General features: G+C 59.1%; 14 protein-coding genes. 7 read left to right on the top strand and 7 right to left on the bottom strand.

Translation table 11 applies throughout. The annotated features are described in order from the left end of the window. Positions 1–15: 15 nt before the first annotated feature. Together AC5SEO_RS04915 and AC5SEO_RS04910 are read left to right on the top strand one after the other, a co-directional pair. On the top strand, positions 16–795 hold the full coding sequence (locus AC5SEO_RS04915) for an SDR family NAD(P)-dependent oxidoreductase (RefSeq protein WP_080866687.1): 780 nt from the start codon (positions 16–18) through the stop codon (positions 793–795). Then, entirely contained in the window at positions 792–1685 is an 894-nt protein-coding gene (locus AC5SEO_RS04910; RefSeq protein WP_174072750.1) for a PCC domain-containing protein, read from the top strand. Before AC5SEO_RS04915 ends, AC5SEO_RS04910 begins: the two co-directional genes overlap by 4 nt. A 38-nt stretch (positions 1686–1723) precedes the next feature. Here AC5SEO_RS04910 and AC5SEO_RS04905 read toward each other — a convergent pair whose 3' ends face one another. Next, positions 1724–2131 (bottom strand): PPC domain-containing DNA-binding protein, encoded by a 408-nt coding sequence (locus AC5SEO_RS04905; RefSeq protein ID WP_003508265.1) that lies wholly within the window; start codon positions 2129–2131, stop codon positions 1724–1726. Beyond that, positions 2118–2684 carry a PPC domain-containing DNA-binding protein gene (locus tag AC5SEO_RS04900; protein WP_060642750.1) on the bottom strand — a complete coding sequence of 189 codons (567 nt, stop codon included), beginning with the start codon at positions 2682–2684 and terminating at the stop codon, positions 2118–2120. The genes AC5SEO_RS04905 and AC5SEO_RS04900 overlap by 14 nt, the downstream gene beginning before the upstream one ends. Before the next feature lie 161 nt (positions 2685–2845). Here AC5SEO_RS04900 and AC5SEO_RS04895 point away from each other — a divergent pair, with 161 nt between their 5' ends. Beyond that, on the top strand, positions 2846–3364 hold the full coding sequence (locus tag AC5SEO_RS04895; protein ID WP_174072752.1) for an Lrp/AsnC family transcriptional regulator: 519 nt from the start codon (positions 2846–2848) through the stop codon (positions 3362–3364). 165 nt (positions 3365–3529) lie between these two features. On the opposite strand, the gene AC5SEO_RS04890 is transcribed toward AC5SEO_RS04895, so the two are convergent. Together AC5SEO_RS04890 and AC5SEO_RS04885 are read right to left on the bottom strand one after the other, a co-directional pair. Next, positions 3530–5104: a hydantoinase B/oxoprolinase family protein gene (locus AC5SEO_RS04890; RefSeq protein WP_495363769.1), complete on the bottom strand. Its 1575-nt coding sequence runs from the start codon at positions 5102–5104 to the stop codon at positions 3530–3532. A gap of 2 nt (positions 5105–5106) precedes the next feature. Further along, positions 5107–7200, bottom strand: coding sequence for a hydantoinase/oxoprolinase family protein (locus tag AC5SEO_RS04885; RefSeq protein ID WP_495363768.1), 2094 nt, complete (start codon positions 7198–7200; stop codon positions 5107–5109). A gap of 159 nt (positions 7201–7359) precedes the next feature. Here AC5SEO_RS04885 and AC5SEO_RS04880 point away from each other — a divergent pair, with 159 nt between their 5' ends. Beyond that, positions 7360–8034 (top strand): TetR/AcrR family transcriptional regulator, encoded by a 675-nt coding sequence (locus AC5SEO_RS04880; protein WP_003517531.1) that lies wholly within the window; start codon positions 7360–7362, stop codon positions 8032–8034. On the opposite strand, the gene AC5SEO_RS04875 is transcribed toward AC5SEO_RS04880, so the two are convergent. From AC5SEO_RS04875 to AC5SEO_RS04865, 3 genes are all read right to left on the bottom strand, one after another. Beyond that, a complete protein-coding gene (locus AC5SEO_RS04875) occupies positions 8007–8771 on the bottom strand; it encodes an IclR family transcriptional regulator (RefSeq protein ID WP_111782664.1) in 765 nt (254 codons plus the stop codon). The two genes, AC5SEO_RS04880 and AC5SEO_RS04875, sit on opposite strands and share 28 nt — an antisense overlap. A gap of 169 nt (positions 8772–8940) precedes the next feature. Beyond that, a complete protein-coding gene (locus AC5SEO_RS04870; protein WP_495363767.1) occupies positions 8941–10593 on the bottom strand; it encodes a hydantoinase B/oxoprolinase family protein in 1653 nt (550 codons plus the stop codon). Further along, the gene (locus AC5SEO_RS04865; protein ID WP_495363766.1) at positions 10590–12641 is read right to left on the bottom strand and encodes a hydantoinase/oxoprolinase family protein; all 2052 of its coding nucleotides are present in this window, start codon (positions 12639–12641) and stop codon (positions 10590–10592) included. Before AC5SEO_RS04865 ends, AC5SEO_RS04870 begins: the two co-directional genes overlap by 4 nt. 476 nt (positions 12642–13117) lie before the next feature. Here AC5SEO_RS04865 and AC5SEO_RS04860 point away from each other — a divergent pair, with 476 nt between their 5' ends. The 3 genes from AC5SEO_RS04860 to AC5SEO_RS04850 all read left to right on the top strand — a co-directional run bounded on the left by AC5SEO_RS04860 (position 13118) and on the right by AC5SEO_RS04850 (position 16560). Further along, the gene (locus AC5SEO_RS04860; protein WP_025596081.1) at positions 13118–14647 is read left to right on the top strand and encodes an ABC transporter substrate-binding protein; all 1530 of its coding nucleotides are present in this window, start codon (positions 13118–13120) and stop codon (positions 14645–14647) included. 126 nt (positions 14648–14773) lie between these two features. Next, positions 14774–15721, top strand: a complete 948-nt coding sequence (locus tag AC5SEO_RS04855) for an ABC transporter permease (protein ID WP_013761253.1) — start codon at positions 14774–14776, stop codon at positions 15719–15721. Beyond that, the gene (locus tag AC5SEO_RS04850; protein ID WP_173995167.1) at positions 15718–16560 is read left to right on the top strand and encodes an ABC transporter permease; all 843 of its coding nucleotides are present in this window, start codon (positions 15718–15720) and stop codon (positions 16558–16560) included. The genes AC5SEO_RS04855 and AC5SEO_RS04850 overlap by 4 nt, the downstream gene beginning before the upstream one ends. The last annotated feature ends 15 nt before the right edge of the window (positions 16561–16575 follow it).

The following is a 16575-nucleotide window of genomic DNA, read 5'->3' as shown; positions in this document are numbered from 1 at the left end:
TCGGGAGGAGACGGTATGACACAAGAGAAAACAGGGACAAAAGGGGCCGTCGCGATCACCGGCGGCGCATCCGGCATCGGTTTCTCCACTGCACAGCTCCTGATGGCGCGCGGCTGGCAACCATGGTTGCTGGATCTCAAGCGCGAGGCGCTGGATATAGCCTGCGAAAAGCTCGGTATCGATCTCTCGCGCGGCATCGTCTGCAATGTTGCGGACGAGGCATCGATAGAGAGGGCATTCGCCGCCTTGACGGCTAACGGTGCCGATCATGCGGTTGATCTGGTCGCCGTCGTCAACAGCGCCGGCATCGGTATCGACAAGCTGTCCGTCGACACAAGCGTCGAAGAATTTCGCCGTATCGTTGATGTCAATCTCGTCGGCAGCTTCGCAGTAGCGCGCACTGCCGCACGTTACTGGCTGGAGCGCGATATTGCCGGCTCGATCGTGAATATCAGCTCTGTTTCCGGCATGTGTGGAAATCGTGGCCGCAGCGCCTATGGCGCTTCGAAAGGCGGCGTCAATCTTCTGACGATGGTAATGGCAAACGAGCTGGGGCAATCGGGCATTCGTGTCAATGCAATTGCTCCCGGTCCGGTCGATACCCCCCTCACCCAGGCGGTTCATACTGAAAATGTTCGCGACCAATGGCATAGCCGCGTTCCGATGCATCGCTATGGCAGGACGGACGAGATCGCCTCTGCCGTGGCTTTCCTCGTGTCGGATGACGCAAGCTACATCAACGGACAGGTGCTCGCCGTGGATGGGGGCTTCATTACCGCGGGGCTTGCGGTATGACGGAGACAGGCACGCAAGAGCTTCCCCGCCACATCGTCCATCCCGGACCGATAACGCCTGAACGCTTTCGCGCCGTCGGCTGCCATGCCTATCCTGTTACTCTGACGGTCCGGCCCGGCGTAAGCGCCAATGAAGCGATTGCTAATGCCTTCGCGGAGTTGGGGTTCGAAGGTGGTTACGTCAGACTGAAGAACGTACCGATGAAACGGCTGCATTATGTCATGCCGGCAGCCGCACCGGATGACGCACATGCCGCATGGTATAGCGAAACCTTTTCCATGCCGGGTGGCACAATCATCGATGCCGGCCTGCATATGGGCCGGCGTGATAGCGCGCCGTTTCTGCATTGCCATGGTTCATGGAAGAGTGCCGACGGCGTTGTCTCCATGGGGCATCTGCTGCCTTTAGAGACCGAATTTGCTGTAGAAACACCGCTTGAAGCTCTGGCGCTGGATGGAGCGATCCTCGATGTGCAAAAGGATGAGGAAACCAATTTCCCCCTTTTCACACCCATCGCGCAGCAGCGCCGCCAGAAGGGTTCGGGTCTTCGGGCACTTTTATGCACAGTGCGCCCCAATACCGATATATGCACGGCACTCGAAGAGGTCTCTACCCAGTTTGGCCTGCGAGAAGCCGAAGTCAATGGAATTGGCAGCCTGGTCGGTGCGGATTATGAAGACGGAACAAGCCTCACTGCCTACGCGAGCGAAATCCTCATAAGAAACGGCCGTATCGCCACGGCCGCGTCGGGAGACCGACAAGCAATGCTGGATATTGCGATGGTGGACCTCACCACACATATCAGCGGCGGGCGGCTGGTGCGCGGCAAGAACCCGGTCTGCGTTACTTTCGAGCTACTTCTGACCGAAAGACAGGGGCGCGCCGCATGAGTTGCGCTGAGCAACTCACCGGCCCGCCTGACGACAACTCACGCCGCCTGCGGCTTTTCCGCAGGCAACCACTCTTCCAGCGTCACTTCAAAAGTCATGCAAACCGGGTTAGCTCCGGCGATAAAGGGACCGCCATAAACCGAGCCTTCGGTATCGGCGACGACACCGGTCAGCGAGGCGCGCAGCGAGCCGTCCGGCTGGGCACGCACTTCGCCGGCAATGGAGACGATTTCCACAGCGGGACCGCGTATCTGCAAGAACGCGCCGCTTCGGGTGCCGAGACAGGCATCGACAAGACTACCCAGCGCGCCGCGCACAAAGGCATTTCTGAAACCTTCGGCAAGACACAGCTTTTCGACACCGAGAACAAGGTCTTCATTGGGTGCGATGCGGGCATAGGCCACACGCCCCATGGATCCGATTTCGACAGTGTTATGCGTGTTCATCGGCGCGCTCCGAACGGTTCCTGGGTTGAAGAAGGGGAATGTTGGTTTCGGGGTCGAAGGACTGCTGCAGCACGAAACTGTCGAGTGACGTCACCAGGGCGGAAACGCCGCTCTCGCCAACAATACAGGATTCAGTCAGCAGATGGCCGCCCTTGACCACACCCGCCGCGGTGCGCATGGCGGCATGGCAATGGACGATCGGCTCGCCCTTCATGCTGCGCCCGAGCGTAGCATTGCCGAACACAAGCCAGGCCGCACCGGCGTCGATCGGTTTCGTATAGGCAATGACCGCCTTGCCGGAAGGGTCGGGCGGAGCGACGCAATAGGACAATATGTCGAAATAGCCGCCAAGAATGGTGAGCGAGGCATTCTCAATGCCGTTTTCAAAAAGCGGCTGCACGATTCCATCATAAAGACTGCGGCCCGCCGCGATGAACAGCCGCACGTGGCGCGCGGATGGCGAGTGCAGGCTGTTGATGCGCACGGGCGAGGAAATGCCGGGGTGGATCAACGTTCTAGGCCTTGGAAAATGATGTTGTTCTACGGGTGCCACGCCTGCTCCTCCCTGCTGCCTGTACCTTGCAGTACGGTACTTAAAAATCAGCGGAAGGTGCTTTCGAATGCCAGCGCCAAACCGCCCGTCTGAAAACATTTCTTTCGCAGTCTGCCGCAGTGACGGCAGGTTTTTTGCAACGTATTGTGTGGAGACAGGGGATGACGAAACCGCTGGACAGAATTGACCGCAAGATATTGCGCACCCTGCTGGAGAACGGCAGGTTGAGCAATGCGGAGCTTTCGGAAAAGGTGGGGTTGTCGCCCAGTCCCTGCTGGCAGCGTGTCAAGCGGCTGGAAGACGAAGGGGTCATTCGCGGCTATACCGCCATTCTCGATCAGGCCAAGCTTGGACTGAGCGAAACTGTTATCATCGAGGTGATGCTGGAGCGCCACGACGACGAGGTTCTGGAACGCTTCGGGGAAGCGATGGCCGCTCTTCCGGAGGTGCTGGAAGCCTATCTGACGACAGGTGAGTATGATTATCTCATCAAGGTGGCGGTGGCAGGAACCGCAGGCTACGAGCAGTTTCTGCGCCGGAAGCTCTACAAGATCGAGGGTGTACGCCACTCCCGATCCTGTTTCGCACTTAAATGTCTCAAACACACATTATCAGTCGTACCAGATTCCGAACCTCCATCAATGGAAGCGACTGGCACCGGCCGCGTGCCGGTAAGATAGCGGCAGCGGATTGCGGATAAAAAGGTGGTAGTCGCGTCTGCGCCCCCCTTTCGTTCCTCAGCCGGTGGCTGAACCGACTTGAAATTGTCGTTTCGGCGCAATGGCGTGCCGCAGAAGATCGCAGATGTCCAAGGTATGCGGGAGACTGTAGCGTCTCTATTCGATCTAAACCCGAACCCTCCCCCAGCCACCGCCGCCGGGCGTTTCCACGACGACCGTTTCTCCAGACGAAAGCGTTACCGAGCCTTTGCCGGCTAGGGGTGTCGCAACGCCGGCCGCATCGATGACCGAGTTTTGTCCCGTCGCGCCGGCGTCACCGCCATGCAGACCGTAAGGACCAGTGATCCGACGGTCGGATTGAAGTGAAACACGCGCCTCGTGATCCACCGCTGTAATGGCGCGTATCAGGCCTTCGCCGCCGGCATGGTGCCCCGTCCCGCCCGATCCCTGGCGCAGCTCGTAACGTTCGATACGCAGCGGATAGCTGATTTCAAGCGCCTCGATCGGGGTGTTGAGCGTGTTCGACATATTGGCGTGCACGCCATGCATGCCTGCACCATAGGGACGGCCGCCCTGCCCCCCGCCAATCGTTTCGATATAGGTATAGGGCCTTCCGCTTCGGGGATCACGTCCACCAATGCCGATCAGGTTCATCGTCCCCTGACTGGCGGCAGCGATGCGATCGGGCGCGATAAGCGCAAAGGCGCGCAGTACCGTGTCTGCCACGCGTTGCGTGGTTTCAGTATTGCCCGCGCAGACGGCGGCCGGCGGCTGGGCATCGAGGAAACAGCCCTGCGGAATGTGAATTTCGACTGGACGCAACACGCCGGCATTTGGCGGAAGTGTTGCGTCGGTCAGTATCTTGATGGCGTAGAACACCGCCGAATGGGTCATCGGCTTGACCGCATTGACATTGCCACGCCGCTGCGGCGCGGTTCCTGCAAAATCGAATACCAGACGGTCGGGCGCAACATCGACGGCAACCCTGATCAGGACTTTCTCCGGGCTTGATCCATCGTCATCCAGCCAGTCTTCGGCCTCGTAGCGGCCGGGCGGCAACTCAGCGAGGCGCTTCAGCATGCGCCGCTCGGAATAGTCAAGAATGGCCGACAGGCCCTGTTTCAGCCCATCGACACCGAAACGCCCCACCATTTCCTGCAGGCGGGTCTCCCCGATTCTGAGAGCCGCCAACTGGGCATTGAGATCACCGCGCCTCTCTTCCGGCGTGCGCACATTGGCAAGCACCATGCGCATGATACCGGCCTGTTCCGCACCTCCGTCGTAAAGTAGGACTGGCGGAATGATCAGTCCCTCCTGGAAAATCTCTGTTGAGCTGCCGGGCATCGAACCGGGCTCCATGCCTCCGACATCCGAATGGTGCGCGCGGCTTGCCACGTGCGCAACGAGTTCACCTGCGGCGAAAACGGGAGCTATCAACGTGATGTCGGGCAGATGCGCGCCGGCAACGAAAGGGTCGTTGACGATGACGACATCGCCTTCCTTGAGCGGTGGCAACTGTGCAAGTGTCGGCGCAACGGCCCTCAGCATGGAACCAAGATGCACCGGTACGTGCTCTGCCTGCGCGACCAGCTCCGCATTCGCGTTGAAGATTGCGCAGGATGCGTCCATGCGTTCTTTAATGTTGGGCGAAAAGGCAGTGCATTTCAGCACGACGCCCATTTCCTGCGCGGTTGCTTCCAGGGCATTTCGCAAAACTTCGAGACGGATCGGATCAAACATGGTCATTCTGCTACCTCAACGATCAGACTGCCTGATTTATGAACCGTGAGACGGTCGGCAGGATAAAGAACGGTGGTCGAAGAAACTTCCTCGATAATGGCGGGGCCGAATATCATGTTGCCAGCCTTGAGCTTTTCCCGGGCGTAGACCGCCGCCCTATGGAAGGCGCCACGCGCGCCGGTATCGCCAGGCTCGTAATAGACCGGGCGTTCGCCGGTCCGGGCATCGCCCTCGGGCACAGGGCCTCCGTCGTCGAGTTCGGGAAGCACCGGCGTTTTGATGCGGCCGATACCTGTGACGCCGAAGCCAGCGATCTCGATTGCGGCGTTTTCGTCAGCATGACCGAAGCGGGCCCGGTGCGCGGCGTGAAACCGGCGAGGAAGGTCGGCCCACCAACAGGGTTCGCCGGGATTCACCGTCACTGACAGTTCAAACGACTGGCCCTGATAGCGCATGTCGATGCGTATTTCCACGTCGCGCCGGTCCGGCGCGACGCCATCATGATCGAGATGGCCGTCGGCGCGGTCAGTCAGGCGCATGATGCGCAAAGCCGCTTCAGCTTCGCCATTGGCGGCATAGGGGACGACGTGTGTTTCGACGAAATCGTGGCGCAGGTCTGAAATCAGCTGTCCCAGCGCACAGAGAATGCCAGGGGTCGGCGGCACCATTACACGCGGCATCTTGAGTTCGCGGGCTACGGGGCTGCCATGCATCGGTCCCGCACCGCCGAATGGCACAAGCGCAAAATCACGTGGATCATAACCACGTTCCACGGAAACAACGCGGATGCCCCTAACAATGTTGGCATGGGCTACGCGCAATATTCCTGCCGCCGCCTCATAGACATCAAGACCAAGTGGTTGGGCAATGACATCGTTGATGGCTTTATGGGCCCCATCCAGATCAAGTGTCATCGAACCGCCCAGACGCGATTGCGGCGAGAACCGCCCCAGCACAAGATTGGCATCGGTGACTGTCGGCAACGTTCCACCGCGACGATAGCAAACGGGACCCGGCACCGCCTCGGCGCTCATCGGCCCCGCACGCAACGCCCCACCGTCATCAATCCAGGCAATGGAACCACCGCCCGCACCGATAGCATTGATATCGATAACCGGCAGGCGGATCGGCACGGTTTCGAGACTGGCCGAACGGGTAATTTCCGGCCGTCCAGCCCGGATGAGACTGATATCCGTGGACGTTCCACCAATATCCATGGTGATGATATCGGGAATACCTGCCAGCATAGCCACATGCGCGCTGGCGACCACCCCACCGGCGGGGCCGGATAGAACGGTATGGACGGGCTTGAGGCGCGCTCCTTCGAGGCTCATCAGTCCACCGGCCGCATCCATCACCATAACCGGACGGTCGCGGCCAAGGCCCAGCCCTTCCTTCTCATCCTGCAACATACCGGAGAGCGAAGACAGATAACGGTCCATGACCGGACGAAGATAGGCATTGAGCACCGCCGTCGAGCCGCGCTCGTATTCGCGGAATTCAGCATTCACCTCGACCGAAGCGGAAATTGCCACATCTGGGAGGACTTCAGTCAGAATATCGCGCGCCCGCAACTCATGGGAGGGATTGGCGTAAGAGTGGAGAAAAAGGATGGCGACGGCCTCGACGCCAGCCGCCTTCATCGCTTCACCAGCCGCGCGCACATCGGCCTCGTCGAGCGGCTGCAACTCCTCACCTGTCGGCAGAATACGGCACCGCGCCGTAAAACAAAGTTCGCGCGGCACCAACGGTTCAGGCTTCACCCTGGTCAGATCGAACAGCGTCGGTCGGTTCTGGCGGCCGATTTCAAGGAGATCGCGAAAGCCGTGATTGGTGAGAAATGCCGTCTTTGCGCCATTGCGCTGGATCACGGCATTGGTTGCCGTTGTCATGCCATGGCCGACATACGCAACATCCGCACCGCTCGCGCCCTGCAGGCCCAGGGCCGTGCGCAGGCCTTCAACCGTGCCGAGCGCACGGTTGACCGGCGTGGTCGATACCTTCGAGACCGTAATTTTTCTCGTCGTCTCGTCATAGGCAATGCTGTCGGTGAAAGTTCCGCCGACGTCGGATGCGACACGTATATGCGGGGTCATAACTGCCTCTTGTGTAACAGTAACGTTGTCGTTACAAAAACAGAAGCAACGGTAGCTGTAAAGAGGTGTTGGCGACAACGCTGCAAAATTCGTTCCCTGCCGAAGAGAGGACAAGACGAGGCAAAGATGATATTCACCGGCCACGGAAGGACGACATGAATGAACGACAGGCCGCAGGCAACAAAGGTGAAGGAAAAGCCGCCAGGATCACACGCGGCGCGCACTTCGCGCACCCGCAAGGCCATTCTTGTGGCTGCGGCAGGCGAATTCGTTGCCCACGGTCTGGAAGGTGCAAATATCGAGGCTATCGCCCATTCGGCTGGCGTTAACAAGGCACTTGTCTATCGGCATTTTTCCCGCAAGGAAGTGTTGTTCCGGCATGTGCTGGAAGACGCTTACCGGGCGATGCGCGATGCAGAGGAATCGCTGGCGATGCCTTCGGATCCGGTTGCTGCGCTCGACCGGCTTGTGGAGTTCACCTTTGACTACTACCGGAACAATCAGGGCTTCCTGACGCTTGTCGGCATTGAGAACCTGCACGGTGGCGAGAACATCCGCGAATCGGAGCCCGAAACGGTATATGCGGGGAATATTTCCCGGATGGTGGCGGGCATTCTGGAGCGTGGCGTCACAGCTGGCGTGTTTCGCCCTCGGTTGGACCCTGTCGAGTTATGGCTGTCAATCTCGAATCTGTGCTGGGCCACGGTCTCCACGGCACACACCATCCGCTTTACCTTCGGGCGGGACGTTCTTGCTGAACCGGCGCGCAGCGCGCGCCTTGCCCATATCCAGGAAATGATCCGGCGTTACGCGTTGAGGCCGGACCACTTGTAGGGCAGTGCGTCAGACATCAGCGCGACGCAGCGCTGTGCCTCGTCATCCGAAACGCTGTTGGCAAGCGCAAGCAGAGAAACCCCGGTTTCGCCATAACGATTGTCACCGGGCGCGGGCGCAAAGGAAAGCGTCCAGACCTCGTACCCCGCCGCCTTGCGCGTGCCGATCACATAGCCTTTTTCGAGGAACATCTCGATCTCGGCGCGGATGGTATCCGTTTCGATCAGCCATTGTTCGTAATGTGGGGCGTTGATTTCGAGGATGCGTTCGCGGGATTCCCTGTCCAGCCGCGCCATCATGCAAACCCCGGCATGGCCGATACCGAGCGGCAGACGCCCGCCCACGCCCGAAAGCAAGGGTTGGACCGGCGCCGCGCTGAGCTGGAAATCGAGGCAAACGGATTCGAAACCCGACCGCGCCATGAGAAAACTTGATATGTTTGTGCCGGCGGTGATGGAAATAAGCGCCGGACGGAAAAGATCGACCAGATCACCAATACCTGGCACGCGCTGCGCCAGCGCATAAATCGCGCTACCCAGCCTGTAGTTGCCGCGCCGACCGCTCTGCTCAACAAAACCGTAATGAGACAGTCCCGTCAGAGCCCGATGCACCGCCGATTTAGCATCACCGATCCCATCTGCGATTTCAGCAAGGCTCATGCCGCCGACACCCGCATTGCCTAGCGCCAGAAGAATTTCCGCACCGCGTTCGACATTGCTGGACGATTGCTTTGCCATGCTGTCCCCTGGGTTTCGGTGAATATATCATTCATTAAAATCCGATAATTGGAACTGGATTAGGCAATATGGCATGGGTAGTCAAGCGGGTTAAAAAATTGGAACCTCAAGCCGCTCGCCCAAAAAAGACCCGGCTCCCTATGGAGGGAAACCGGGCCAGCTTGGGAAATCAGAGCCCGTAAACGGATTTGGCCGCTTCGGAGGAAATGCGTCCGTCACGGACGTCGGCTGCAATGGATGCCGGGTCGCGCATGGAGGGCTCGCCATAGCCGCCGGCACCGGGCGTTACGATCTCGAGAATATCACCCTTGAAGATGTCGCCGGCACCATTCACCAGCCGCTCGGGCGCACCGAGAATGGTAAAGGAGCCAAGACCACCTGCAAGGCCACCATCCAGACCCCAGGGGCGCGAGACGAAGCGGGAGCCACCGATGGAGACCCGGCAATCTGCTTCTGCGCGATATACGCGGCGAAGACCCATGCCACCCCTGAACTGTCCGCCACCACCGGAACCGTCGACCAATTCATAGGCAACCAGCGTTAGCGGATATTCGGTTTCAAGCGATTCCAGTGGCAGGTTGGACGTATTTGTCATGTGGACATGCACGCCGTCCAGACCATCCTTGTTATGCCGAGCCCCGAAGCCGCCGCCGATAGTTTCGAGATAGACCCAGAGGCTGCCGTCCGCGCGTGTACCAGAGAAGCTCGCAACCGCGACAGATCCGTTGCAGGCAGCGGTCACGCGGTGCGGAACCACCTTCGCGAGTGCGCCATGGATGAGATCGACCACACGCTGGCATGCGGCAATGCGGCCATCGACTGCGGCCGGGTGAGCGCAATTGAGCAATGTGCCCTTTTTCGCCGTCACATGGATGGGCCGGGCCAGACCGGCATTCGGCAGGACGGTTGGATCAACAACGGTCTTCACCGCATAATAGACTGTGGAAAGGAGCGCGGTATAGACCACGTTCAGACCCGCGCGAACCTGCGGCGGGCTGACGAAATCAAGATGCATCTCGTCACCCTTGACTGTAATTGTCACCGAAAATTCGAGCTCGTCCCGCAGCGATTCCGCATCGAACATATCCGAAAAGCTGTAGGTGCCATCCGGAATGGAAGCGATGCCGGCGCGCATCTTGCGTTCGGCATAGTCCATCAGTTCGCGACCAGCAGCGAGAACCGTTCCGGTGGAATACTTGTCGCAGAGTTCCTTGAGGCGCGTCACGCCAAGGCGGTTCGCTGCCATCTGGGCGCGCAGGTCCGACATTCGCTCATGCGGCACCTGGCAGTTCAGGAGAAACAGCTTCTGGATGTCTTCCTGAAGAATGCCCTTTCGATAGAGGCGAACCGGGGGAATGCGCAGGCCTTCCTGATATATGTGGGCATGGCCGCGATCTGCGAAGTCGGAATGATGCGCTGTATTGATCGCCCAGGCGATCAACTTGCCGTCCTGGAAAATCGGCTCCGCCAGAACGATATCCGGAAGATGGGTGCCGCCACCCTCATAGGCGTCGTTGCCGATAAACACGTCGCCGGGCGTTAGACTATCCGCGCCCACATGCTCCAGAATATAGGGAATAAAGCCGATAAACGAGCCGAGATGCATCGGGATATGTTCGGCCTGGCAAAGCATTGCCCCCCTGGCGTCGAACAGTGCCGTCGAGCAATCGCGGCGTTCCTTGATATTGGTGGAATAGCTGGCACGAACGAGCGCCTCTCCCATTTCCTCGACGGTGGAGGCAAATGCGCTGCCGATGACCTCGACAGTTATCGGATTGAGTGCTGCAGCAGTGTTCTGTGCGATGGCTGCATTCGTCATCATTTTCCCTCCACGATGAGGTTGAGATAGGCATCGACCGTGGCGACATATCCAGGCGGCAGAACCGTGGTCGAATCCATCTGGTCGATAATGGCAGGACCGGCGACGACGTTACCGGGTTTCAGCAGATCGCGGTTATAGAGCGTCGCCGCAGTAAAACCGCCGGCTTCGGCCATCCAAACATCACGCTTGCCGGAGATCGCAGCAGAGGAATCCTCGCCCTCCATCTCGCGGGCCTTGAACGCTGCTTTTTCGACGACGCCGCTTGCGACCAAACGATAGGTAACAAGCTGCACCGGCTCGCCTTCGGCGATGAAGCCATAGAGCTGGCGATGCGCCTGCTCGAAACGCTCCTTAACAAGGCGGAAGGTTTCCTCGGTGATCGGTCCTTCCGGCAAGGCGACTGCGATCTCGTAATTCTGGCCGGCGTAGCGGCAATCGACAGTGCGGGTGACAACGCGGGCGGCTGGTGCGATTTTCTCACGCTCGAACCAGGCATTGGCTTGAGCTGAAAGGCCATCATAAAGCGTGGAGATCGTTTCCGACGCCACCTGGTCGAGGCGATGCAGGACAGTCGCAGAGAAGTCCGTTCTCAGATCCGTCATCAAAAGGCCAAGAGCGCATAAGACGCCCGGCGTCTTCGGCACGACGATGCGCTTCATGCCCAGCTCACGGGCCAGCCGCACGGCATGCACCGGACCCGCTCCGCCGAAGGCGACCAGCGCGTAGTCACGCGGATCATGGCCACGCTGGACGGAAATCACGCGAATGGCCTTGGCCATGTTGGCCGTCACGATGTCGAGAATGCCGTTCGCGGTTTCCAGAACGCCCATATCGAGCTTTTCCGCAAGCCGCTCGACGGCCTTTACCGACAGCGAACGGTCAATCTTCATTCGGCCGTTGAGCAGATATTCCGGGTTCTGTGTCTGAAGTACGACATTGGCGTCAGTGACCGTCGGCTCGTCATTGCCAAGGCCGTAGCAGGCCGGACCAGGATTGGCGCCTGCAGAACGTGGACCGACTTTCAGGTGATTGCCGGAATCGATATAGGCGATCGAGCCACCACCGGCCCCGACCGTGTGTATATCGAGCATCGGAGCCTTGATCGGATAACCGTGGACCACCGACTCGTTCACCACTCGGCACTGACCATCAGCAAGCAGTGCAACGTCAGAGCTGGTACCGCCCATGTCAAACGTGATGAGGTTGTCGATGCCGGTCATCCGACCAACCGCCTGGGCAGCGACAACACCGGTCGAGGGACCGGACAGAACCGTGCGTACCGGCATTTCGGCAGCAGCATCAAAGCCGATAACGCCGCCATTCGACTGGGTGAGCTGCGGCGCAACCGTGATGCCGAGATCGGTGAGCTTGCCGGACAGCGCTTTCACATAACCCTGCATGACGGGGCCAAGATAGGCATTGACGACCGTGGTCGACAATCGCTCGAACTCACGGAATTCCGGCGCGATACGGTGTGACAGCGAATGGAAGGCTTCAGGAAACTCATCTTCCAGAATGCGGGCCGCGATCTTCTCATGCTCGGTGTGCATGAAAGAATACAGAAAATTGACTGCGACCGCCTTTACGCCATCGGCCTTCAGAGCCCGCACCGCTTCGCGCAATGCAGTCTCGTCCAGTGGTGTTTCAACAGTGCCAGTGGCCAAAACACGCTCTTCAATACCGAAGCGCAGGTGACGCTCGACCAGAAGTTCAGGCTTATCTGCCTGGAGATCATAGAGGTCCGGGCGTTTCTGACGGCCGATTTCCAGCAGATCGCGGAAACCACCGGTCGTCAGAAGCCCTGTTTTTGCGCCACGACCCTGAATGAGCGCGTTTGTGGCAACCGTTGTACCGTGACCGACATAAGAAACGTCCTCGGCCTTGATGCCCACGCGCTCGATGCCATCGGCCACACCCTGCGTGATCCCGCGCGAAGGGTCATCCGGTGTCGATGAAACCTTCCAGATCACCACCTCGCCCGTCTCATCCTCAAACAGACAAACGTCGGTAAAAGTACCACCGGAATCCACGCCAATCCGCCATGCCATGGCTCGCTCCTTCTTCTGGATGTCATAAGGCAACGCCTCATCTGGAGGTCGTGCGACACTGCCTTGATTGCATGCGCCGCCCGCAGCGAAAGCCAAGCCTTCGGCCCCGAAGAAACGGCTGCCGGGCAATCCGGGCCAGTTGTTCAGACCCTATGATCGGCTTCATTCCCTTGTCAATCTCAATTCCATTATTACGACCATATTATTTCTGCTATTCCTATAATTAGATTATCAGCGAAAATTACGCCGGAGATTGAAAATTTTGTGGTCTTATTCCGTTATTTGACACAAGGATTTCCCAATGAATTAATTAATGGAATTTCGCTTGACACCCGGAAAAGGCTCTCTTTATTGTTTTCGATATCGACGGGACCAGATCACGCCCACCGGGACCGACACTTTTCCGGAAAGGTGGCGCGCCGAAATCGTCCACGCCGGCTGGCAAGCATGTATCAACACATAATGGGGAACTAACCATGATACTCGATCGCCGTACCCTTCTGAAATTGACCGCCGCTTCAGGTGCCGCATTTGCCATCGGAGCGTCCAGAACCTTTGCGCAGGCCCCTTCCGACACATTGCGCATCGGCCTTTCCACCTATCCCGCTCATCTGAAACCGTGGGTGAATGTCGGCTATGCCGGCCAACTCGTTTCTTCGCTGATCAACCGTTTCCTCATGGCCTACACGCCAGAAGGCAAACTTGTGGGTGAATTGGCCGAAAGCTTCGACAGAGACGGCGACCGCGCCTGGGTGATCAAGCTGAAGGATGTTAAATTCTCCGACGGCCAGCCCGTCACCTCGGCCGACATCGAATGGAATATCGAGAAGATCAAGGCGGAGGGCTCCGGTGCCTATACCCGTGATGCGATGCTCGAAGTCGAAAAGGTCGAGATTGTCGATGACCGCACCTTCAAGCTCCTGACGAAATCACCGAACGCGGCGCTGCCGGCGCTCTTCGCCAACCCCTTCCTGCAGATCATCGCCAAGGGTTCGACCGACAAACAGGACCATGGCATAGGCGCGGGCCCGTTCACGCTGGCCAATGCAGAAAAGGGCGTAGGCCTCGATTTCGAAGCCTCCCCGCATTATTTCAAGGACGGCTTGCCGCATTTCAAGAAGGTTCGCGTCACAGCCTACGCCGACGAAAACCTACGTGTTGCAGCGATCACTGCGGGCGATGTCGATGTGATCGATTACGTTCCGTGGAGCGCAATGGACCAGCTCGACAAGGACGCCAGTGTTGCGCTTGAGACAGCTGCCACAGGCGCTTTCATGTTCCTGTCGTTCAATGGAGCTGGTGCATTCAAGGACCAGCGCCTGCGGCGCGCCGTTTCCCTCGCCATTCGCCGCGAAGAGATCGTCAAGGGCGTGTTCTTCGGTCGTGGCGCAGTGCTCGAAGGCGTGCCGCGCTCGTCCGCGACGCCGTTCTACAACGCCGAACTCGCCAAGGGGCAGAGCTACGACCCCGACCGCGCCAAGGCGCTGATTAAGGAGGCCGGTGCAGAAGGTGTGACCGTCAATTTGCTCTCGACCGCGCAGTACGGCATGCACCGCGATACCGCCGTCATCGTCCAGGGCCATCTGGCCGAAGTCGGCATCAACGTGACACTGACGATGCCCGACTGGTCCACCCGCGTTACCATGGGTAACCGTGGCCAGGGCGATTTCGCCATTCAGGGTCTCGGCCTCGACACCTTCGATCCGGATGCGACCAGCGCCCTTATTGACCCGACGCTGTCGCCGACCTTCTTCCGCTCACGCAATTTCGAGGTTCCAGGCCTGACCGAGCTGCTCGCCAAGGGCCGTGCGGAGTTCGACCTGGAAAAGCGCAAGGCGATATATGCCGAAGTCGACAAGCTCGTCATCGAATACACGCCTTTTTGCGGTCTTTCCTACCGCGCCACCGGCTTTGCCCACCTGAAGCGCGTCAACAATTTCCATATGCTTCCGGACCAGATTTCTCCCTTCTCCGGTCGCCTTTTCGACGAGCTTTCGCTGTCGTAACATCTGGAATTAGCCCGGTCGGCACTCGCCTGTCCGGGCACCCGTTTCTCATCTTCCGTGCGGAAGAGGCCTGAAAGGCAAGTATTTTCAGGCTGACGTTGCACGGCTGACTGCCGGAGGGTCTTCATGTTCTGGTTCCTGCAGCGAATTGCCATTTCTCTGGCGCTGCTCTGGGTCGTTACCAGCCTCGTCTTTCTTTCCATTTATATGGTGCCAGGCGATCCGGCTGAACTGCTGCTTTCAGGAGAAGGTTCGACGCCCGACGCGGCTTCGGTTGCGCAGTTGCGCAACGATCTGGGCCTCGACCGGCCGATACTGACGCAATATGTCGATCGGATGTCCGGCCTCATTCGCTTTGATCTCGGCAACTCGATGATCGACGGTTCACCGGTCGCACCCGAAATTGCCAAACGCCTGCCGCGTACACTTGAGCTGATCGCAGCCGCCGCGATCCTCAGTTTGATCATCGGCTTACCGGTCGGCGTTGTCGCAGCCTTGCGACAGGGCGGCAGTTTCGATCGCGTCTCGAATTTTCTTGCCGGTTTTGCCCAGGGCATCCCCGTTTTCGTCGCCGGTACATTGATAATTCTGGTCTTTGCCCAGATGTGGAAGCTGGTGCCAGCCGGTGGATATGTCAATATTTCAGACGACCCCGGCAAGCATCTGATCCTGCTGGCGATGCCCGCCTTCGCTATCGCGCTCGGTCTTGCGGCGATCGTCGTGCGCATCGCGCGTGCCTCAGTGCTCGATGTTCTGCCGCTGGATTATGTCCGAACCGCACGCGCCAAGGGGCTGCCGCAACGGCGCATCATTGCCCGCCACGTGCTGCGCAACGCGCTGATGCCGGTCATCACGGTCTTCGCGCTCAATCTTGGCGGCCTGTTCGGCGGCACAGTGCTGGTGGAATACGTCTTCAACTGGCCGGGCTTGTCCGGCATGCTGGTCAGCGCCGTCAATTCACGCGACTACCCCACAGTTACTGCGGTCATCCTGGTCATTTCGGCCCTGTTCATCACGCTCAACCTCATCGTCGATATTGTCTACGGTGTCACCGATCCGAGGATTCGCAAATGACGCGCTCGCTTCGTCTCGTCTGGCCGCTGCTGCTCGCGCTCATCGCACTGATATGCCTGCTTGCTCCAGTACTGCCCCTTTCAGATCCCCTGAAGATGACCATGGGTCAGCGGTTCGCCGGGCCATCTTCAGCTTTCCCGCTCGGGCAGGATGAAATGGGCCGCGACATTCTCTCCCGGCTGGTCTTCGGCATCCGTATCTCGCTGTTTATCGCCCTCTCGACCTCCATCCTTTCTGGCGTCATCGGTACCGCATTCGGCATTATCGGCGGTTACATGCGAGGTTTTCCGGAAATCCTGACGCTCAGGGCCATGGATGTCGTGCTCTGTTTCCCCCCGCTTCTCCTCGCCATGCTCGCCGTAACCCTTTATGGGCCAGGCCCGATGACACTGATCCCCGTGCTTGCCGCAGTGTTCGTTCCCGGCTTCACCCGCATCGCCTATGCCAGCGTGCTTACCGTTCGCTCGCAGGATTATGTCGAGGCGGTACAGGCCATGGGTGCCAGTAACATTCGCATCATGTTGAAAACCATTTTACCCAACATCATGGGACCTCTTCTGGTTCAGGCCAGCTTCGTCACGGCGGCGGCGGTTGTGCTTGAATCGGGCCTGTCCTTCCTTGGTCTCGGCGTCGTTCCTCCCTCACCCTCACTCGGGCTGATGATCGGAACCGGCCGGGCGGCCATCGCTCATCAGCCCATGCTGCTTGTCTGGCCCTGTCTGGCGCTGGTCGTGATGATCCTCGTGCTCAACGGGGTCTGCGATCTGCTGCGCGACTGGCTCGATCCGCGTTCGGCGGCAGGAGCCATCCTTGCGGGCGGCGGCAAGAGCGGCGTATGAAACAGGAAAAAGTGA

This window comes from Agrobacterium sp. K11, from assembly GCF_059429395.1.
The sequence above is the reverse complement of the archived record's forward strand: the minus strand, read 5'-3'. Positions and strand labels throughout refer to the sequence as shown.

Bases quoted from the DNA above. Each gene is read 5' to 3' on its own strand.
- AC5SEO_RS04870 (WP_495363767.1), bottom strand. From the start codon at position 10,593: ATGATGACGAATGCAGCCATCGCACAGAACACTGCTGCAGCACTCAAT.
- AC5SEO_RS04885 (WP_495363768.1), bottom strand. From the start codon at position 7,200: ATGACCCCGCATATACGTGTCGCATCCGACGTCGGCGGAACTTTCACC.
- AC5SEO_RS04850 (WP_173995167.1), top strand. From the start codon at position 15,718: ATGACGCGCTCGCTTCGTCTCGTCTGGCCGCTGCTGCTCGCGCTCATC.
- AC5SEO_RS04860 (WP_025596081.1), top strand. From the start codon at position 13,118: ATGATACTCGATCGCCGTACCCTTCTGAAATTGACCGCCGCTTCAGGT.
- AC5SEO_RS04855 (WP_013761253.1), top strand. From the start codon at position 14,774: ATGTTCTGGTTCCTGCAGCGAATTGCCATTTCTCTGGCGCTGCTCTGG.
- AC5SEO_RS04880 (WP_003517531.1), top strand. From the start codon at position 7,360: ATGAACGACAGGCCGCAGGCAACAAAGGTGAAGGAAAAGCCGCCAGGA.
- AC5SEO_RS04865 (WP_495363766.1), bottom strand. From the start codon at position 12,641: ATGGCATGGCGGATTGGCGTGGATTCCGGTGGTACTTTTACCGACGTT.
- AC5SEO_RS04895 (WP_174072752.1), top strand. From the start codon at position 2,846: ATGACGAAACCGCTGGACAGAATTGACCGCAAGATATTGCGCACCCTG.
- AC5SEO_RS04905 (WP_003508265.1), bottom strand. From the start codon at position 2,131: ATGAACACGCATAACACTGTCGAAATCGGATCCATGGGGCGTGTGGCC.
- AC5SEO_RS04915 (WP_080866687.1), top strand. From the start codon at position 16: ATGACACAAGAGAAAACAGGGACAAAAGGGGCCGTCGCGATCACCGGC.
- AC5SEO_RS04910 (WP_174072750.1), top strand. From the start codon at position 792: ATGACGGAGACAGGCACGCAAGAGCTTCCCCGCCACATCGTCCATCCC.
- AC5SEO_RS04875 (WP_111782664.1), bottom strand. From the start codon at position 8,771: ATGGCAAAGCAATCGTCCAGCAATGTCGAACGCGGTGCGGAAATTCTT.
- AC5SEO_RS04890 (WP_495363769.1), bottom strand. From the start codon at position 5,104: ATGTTTGATCCGATCCGTCTCGAAGTTTTGCGAAATGCCCTGGAAGCA.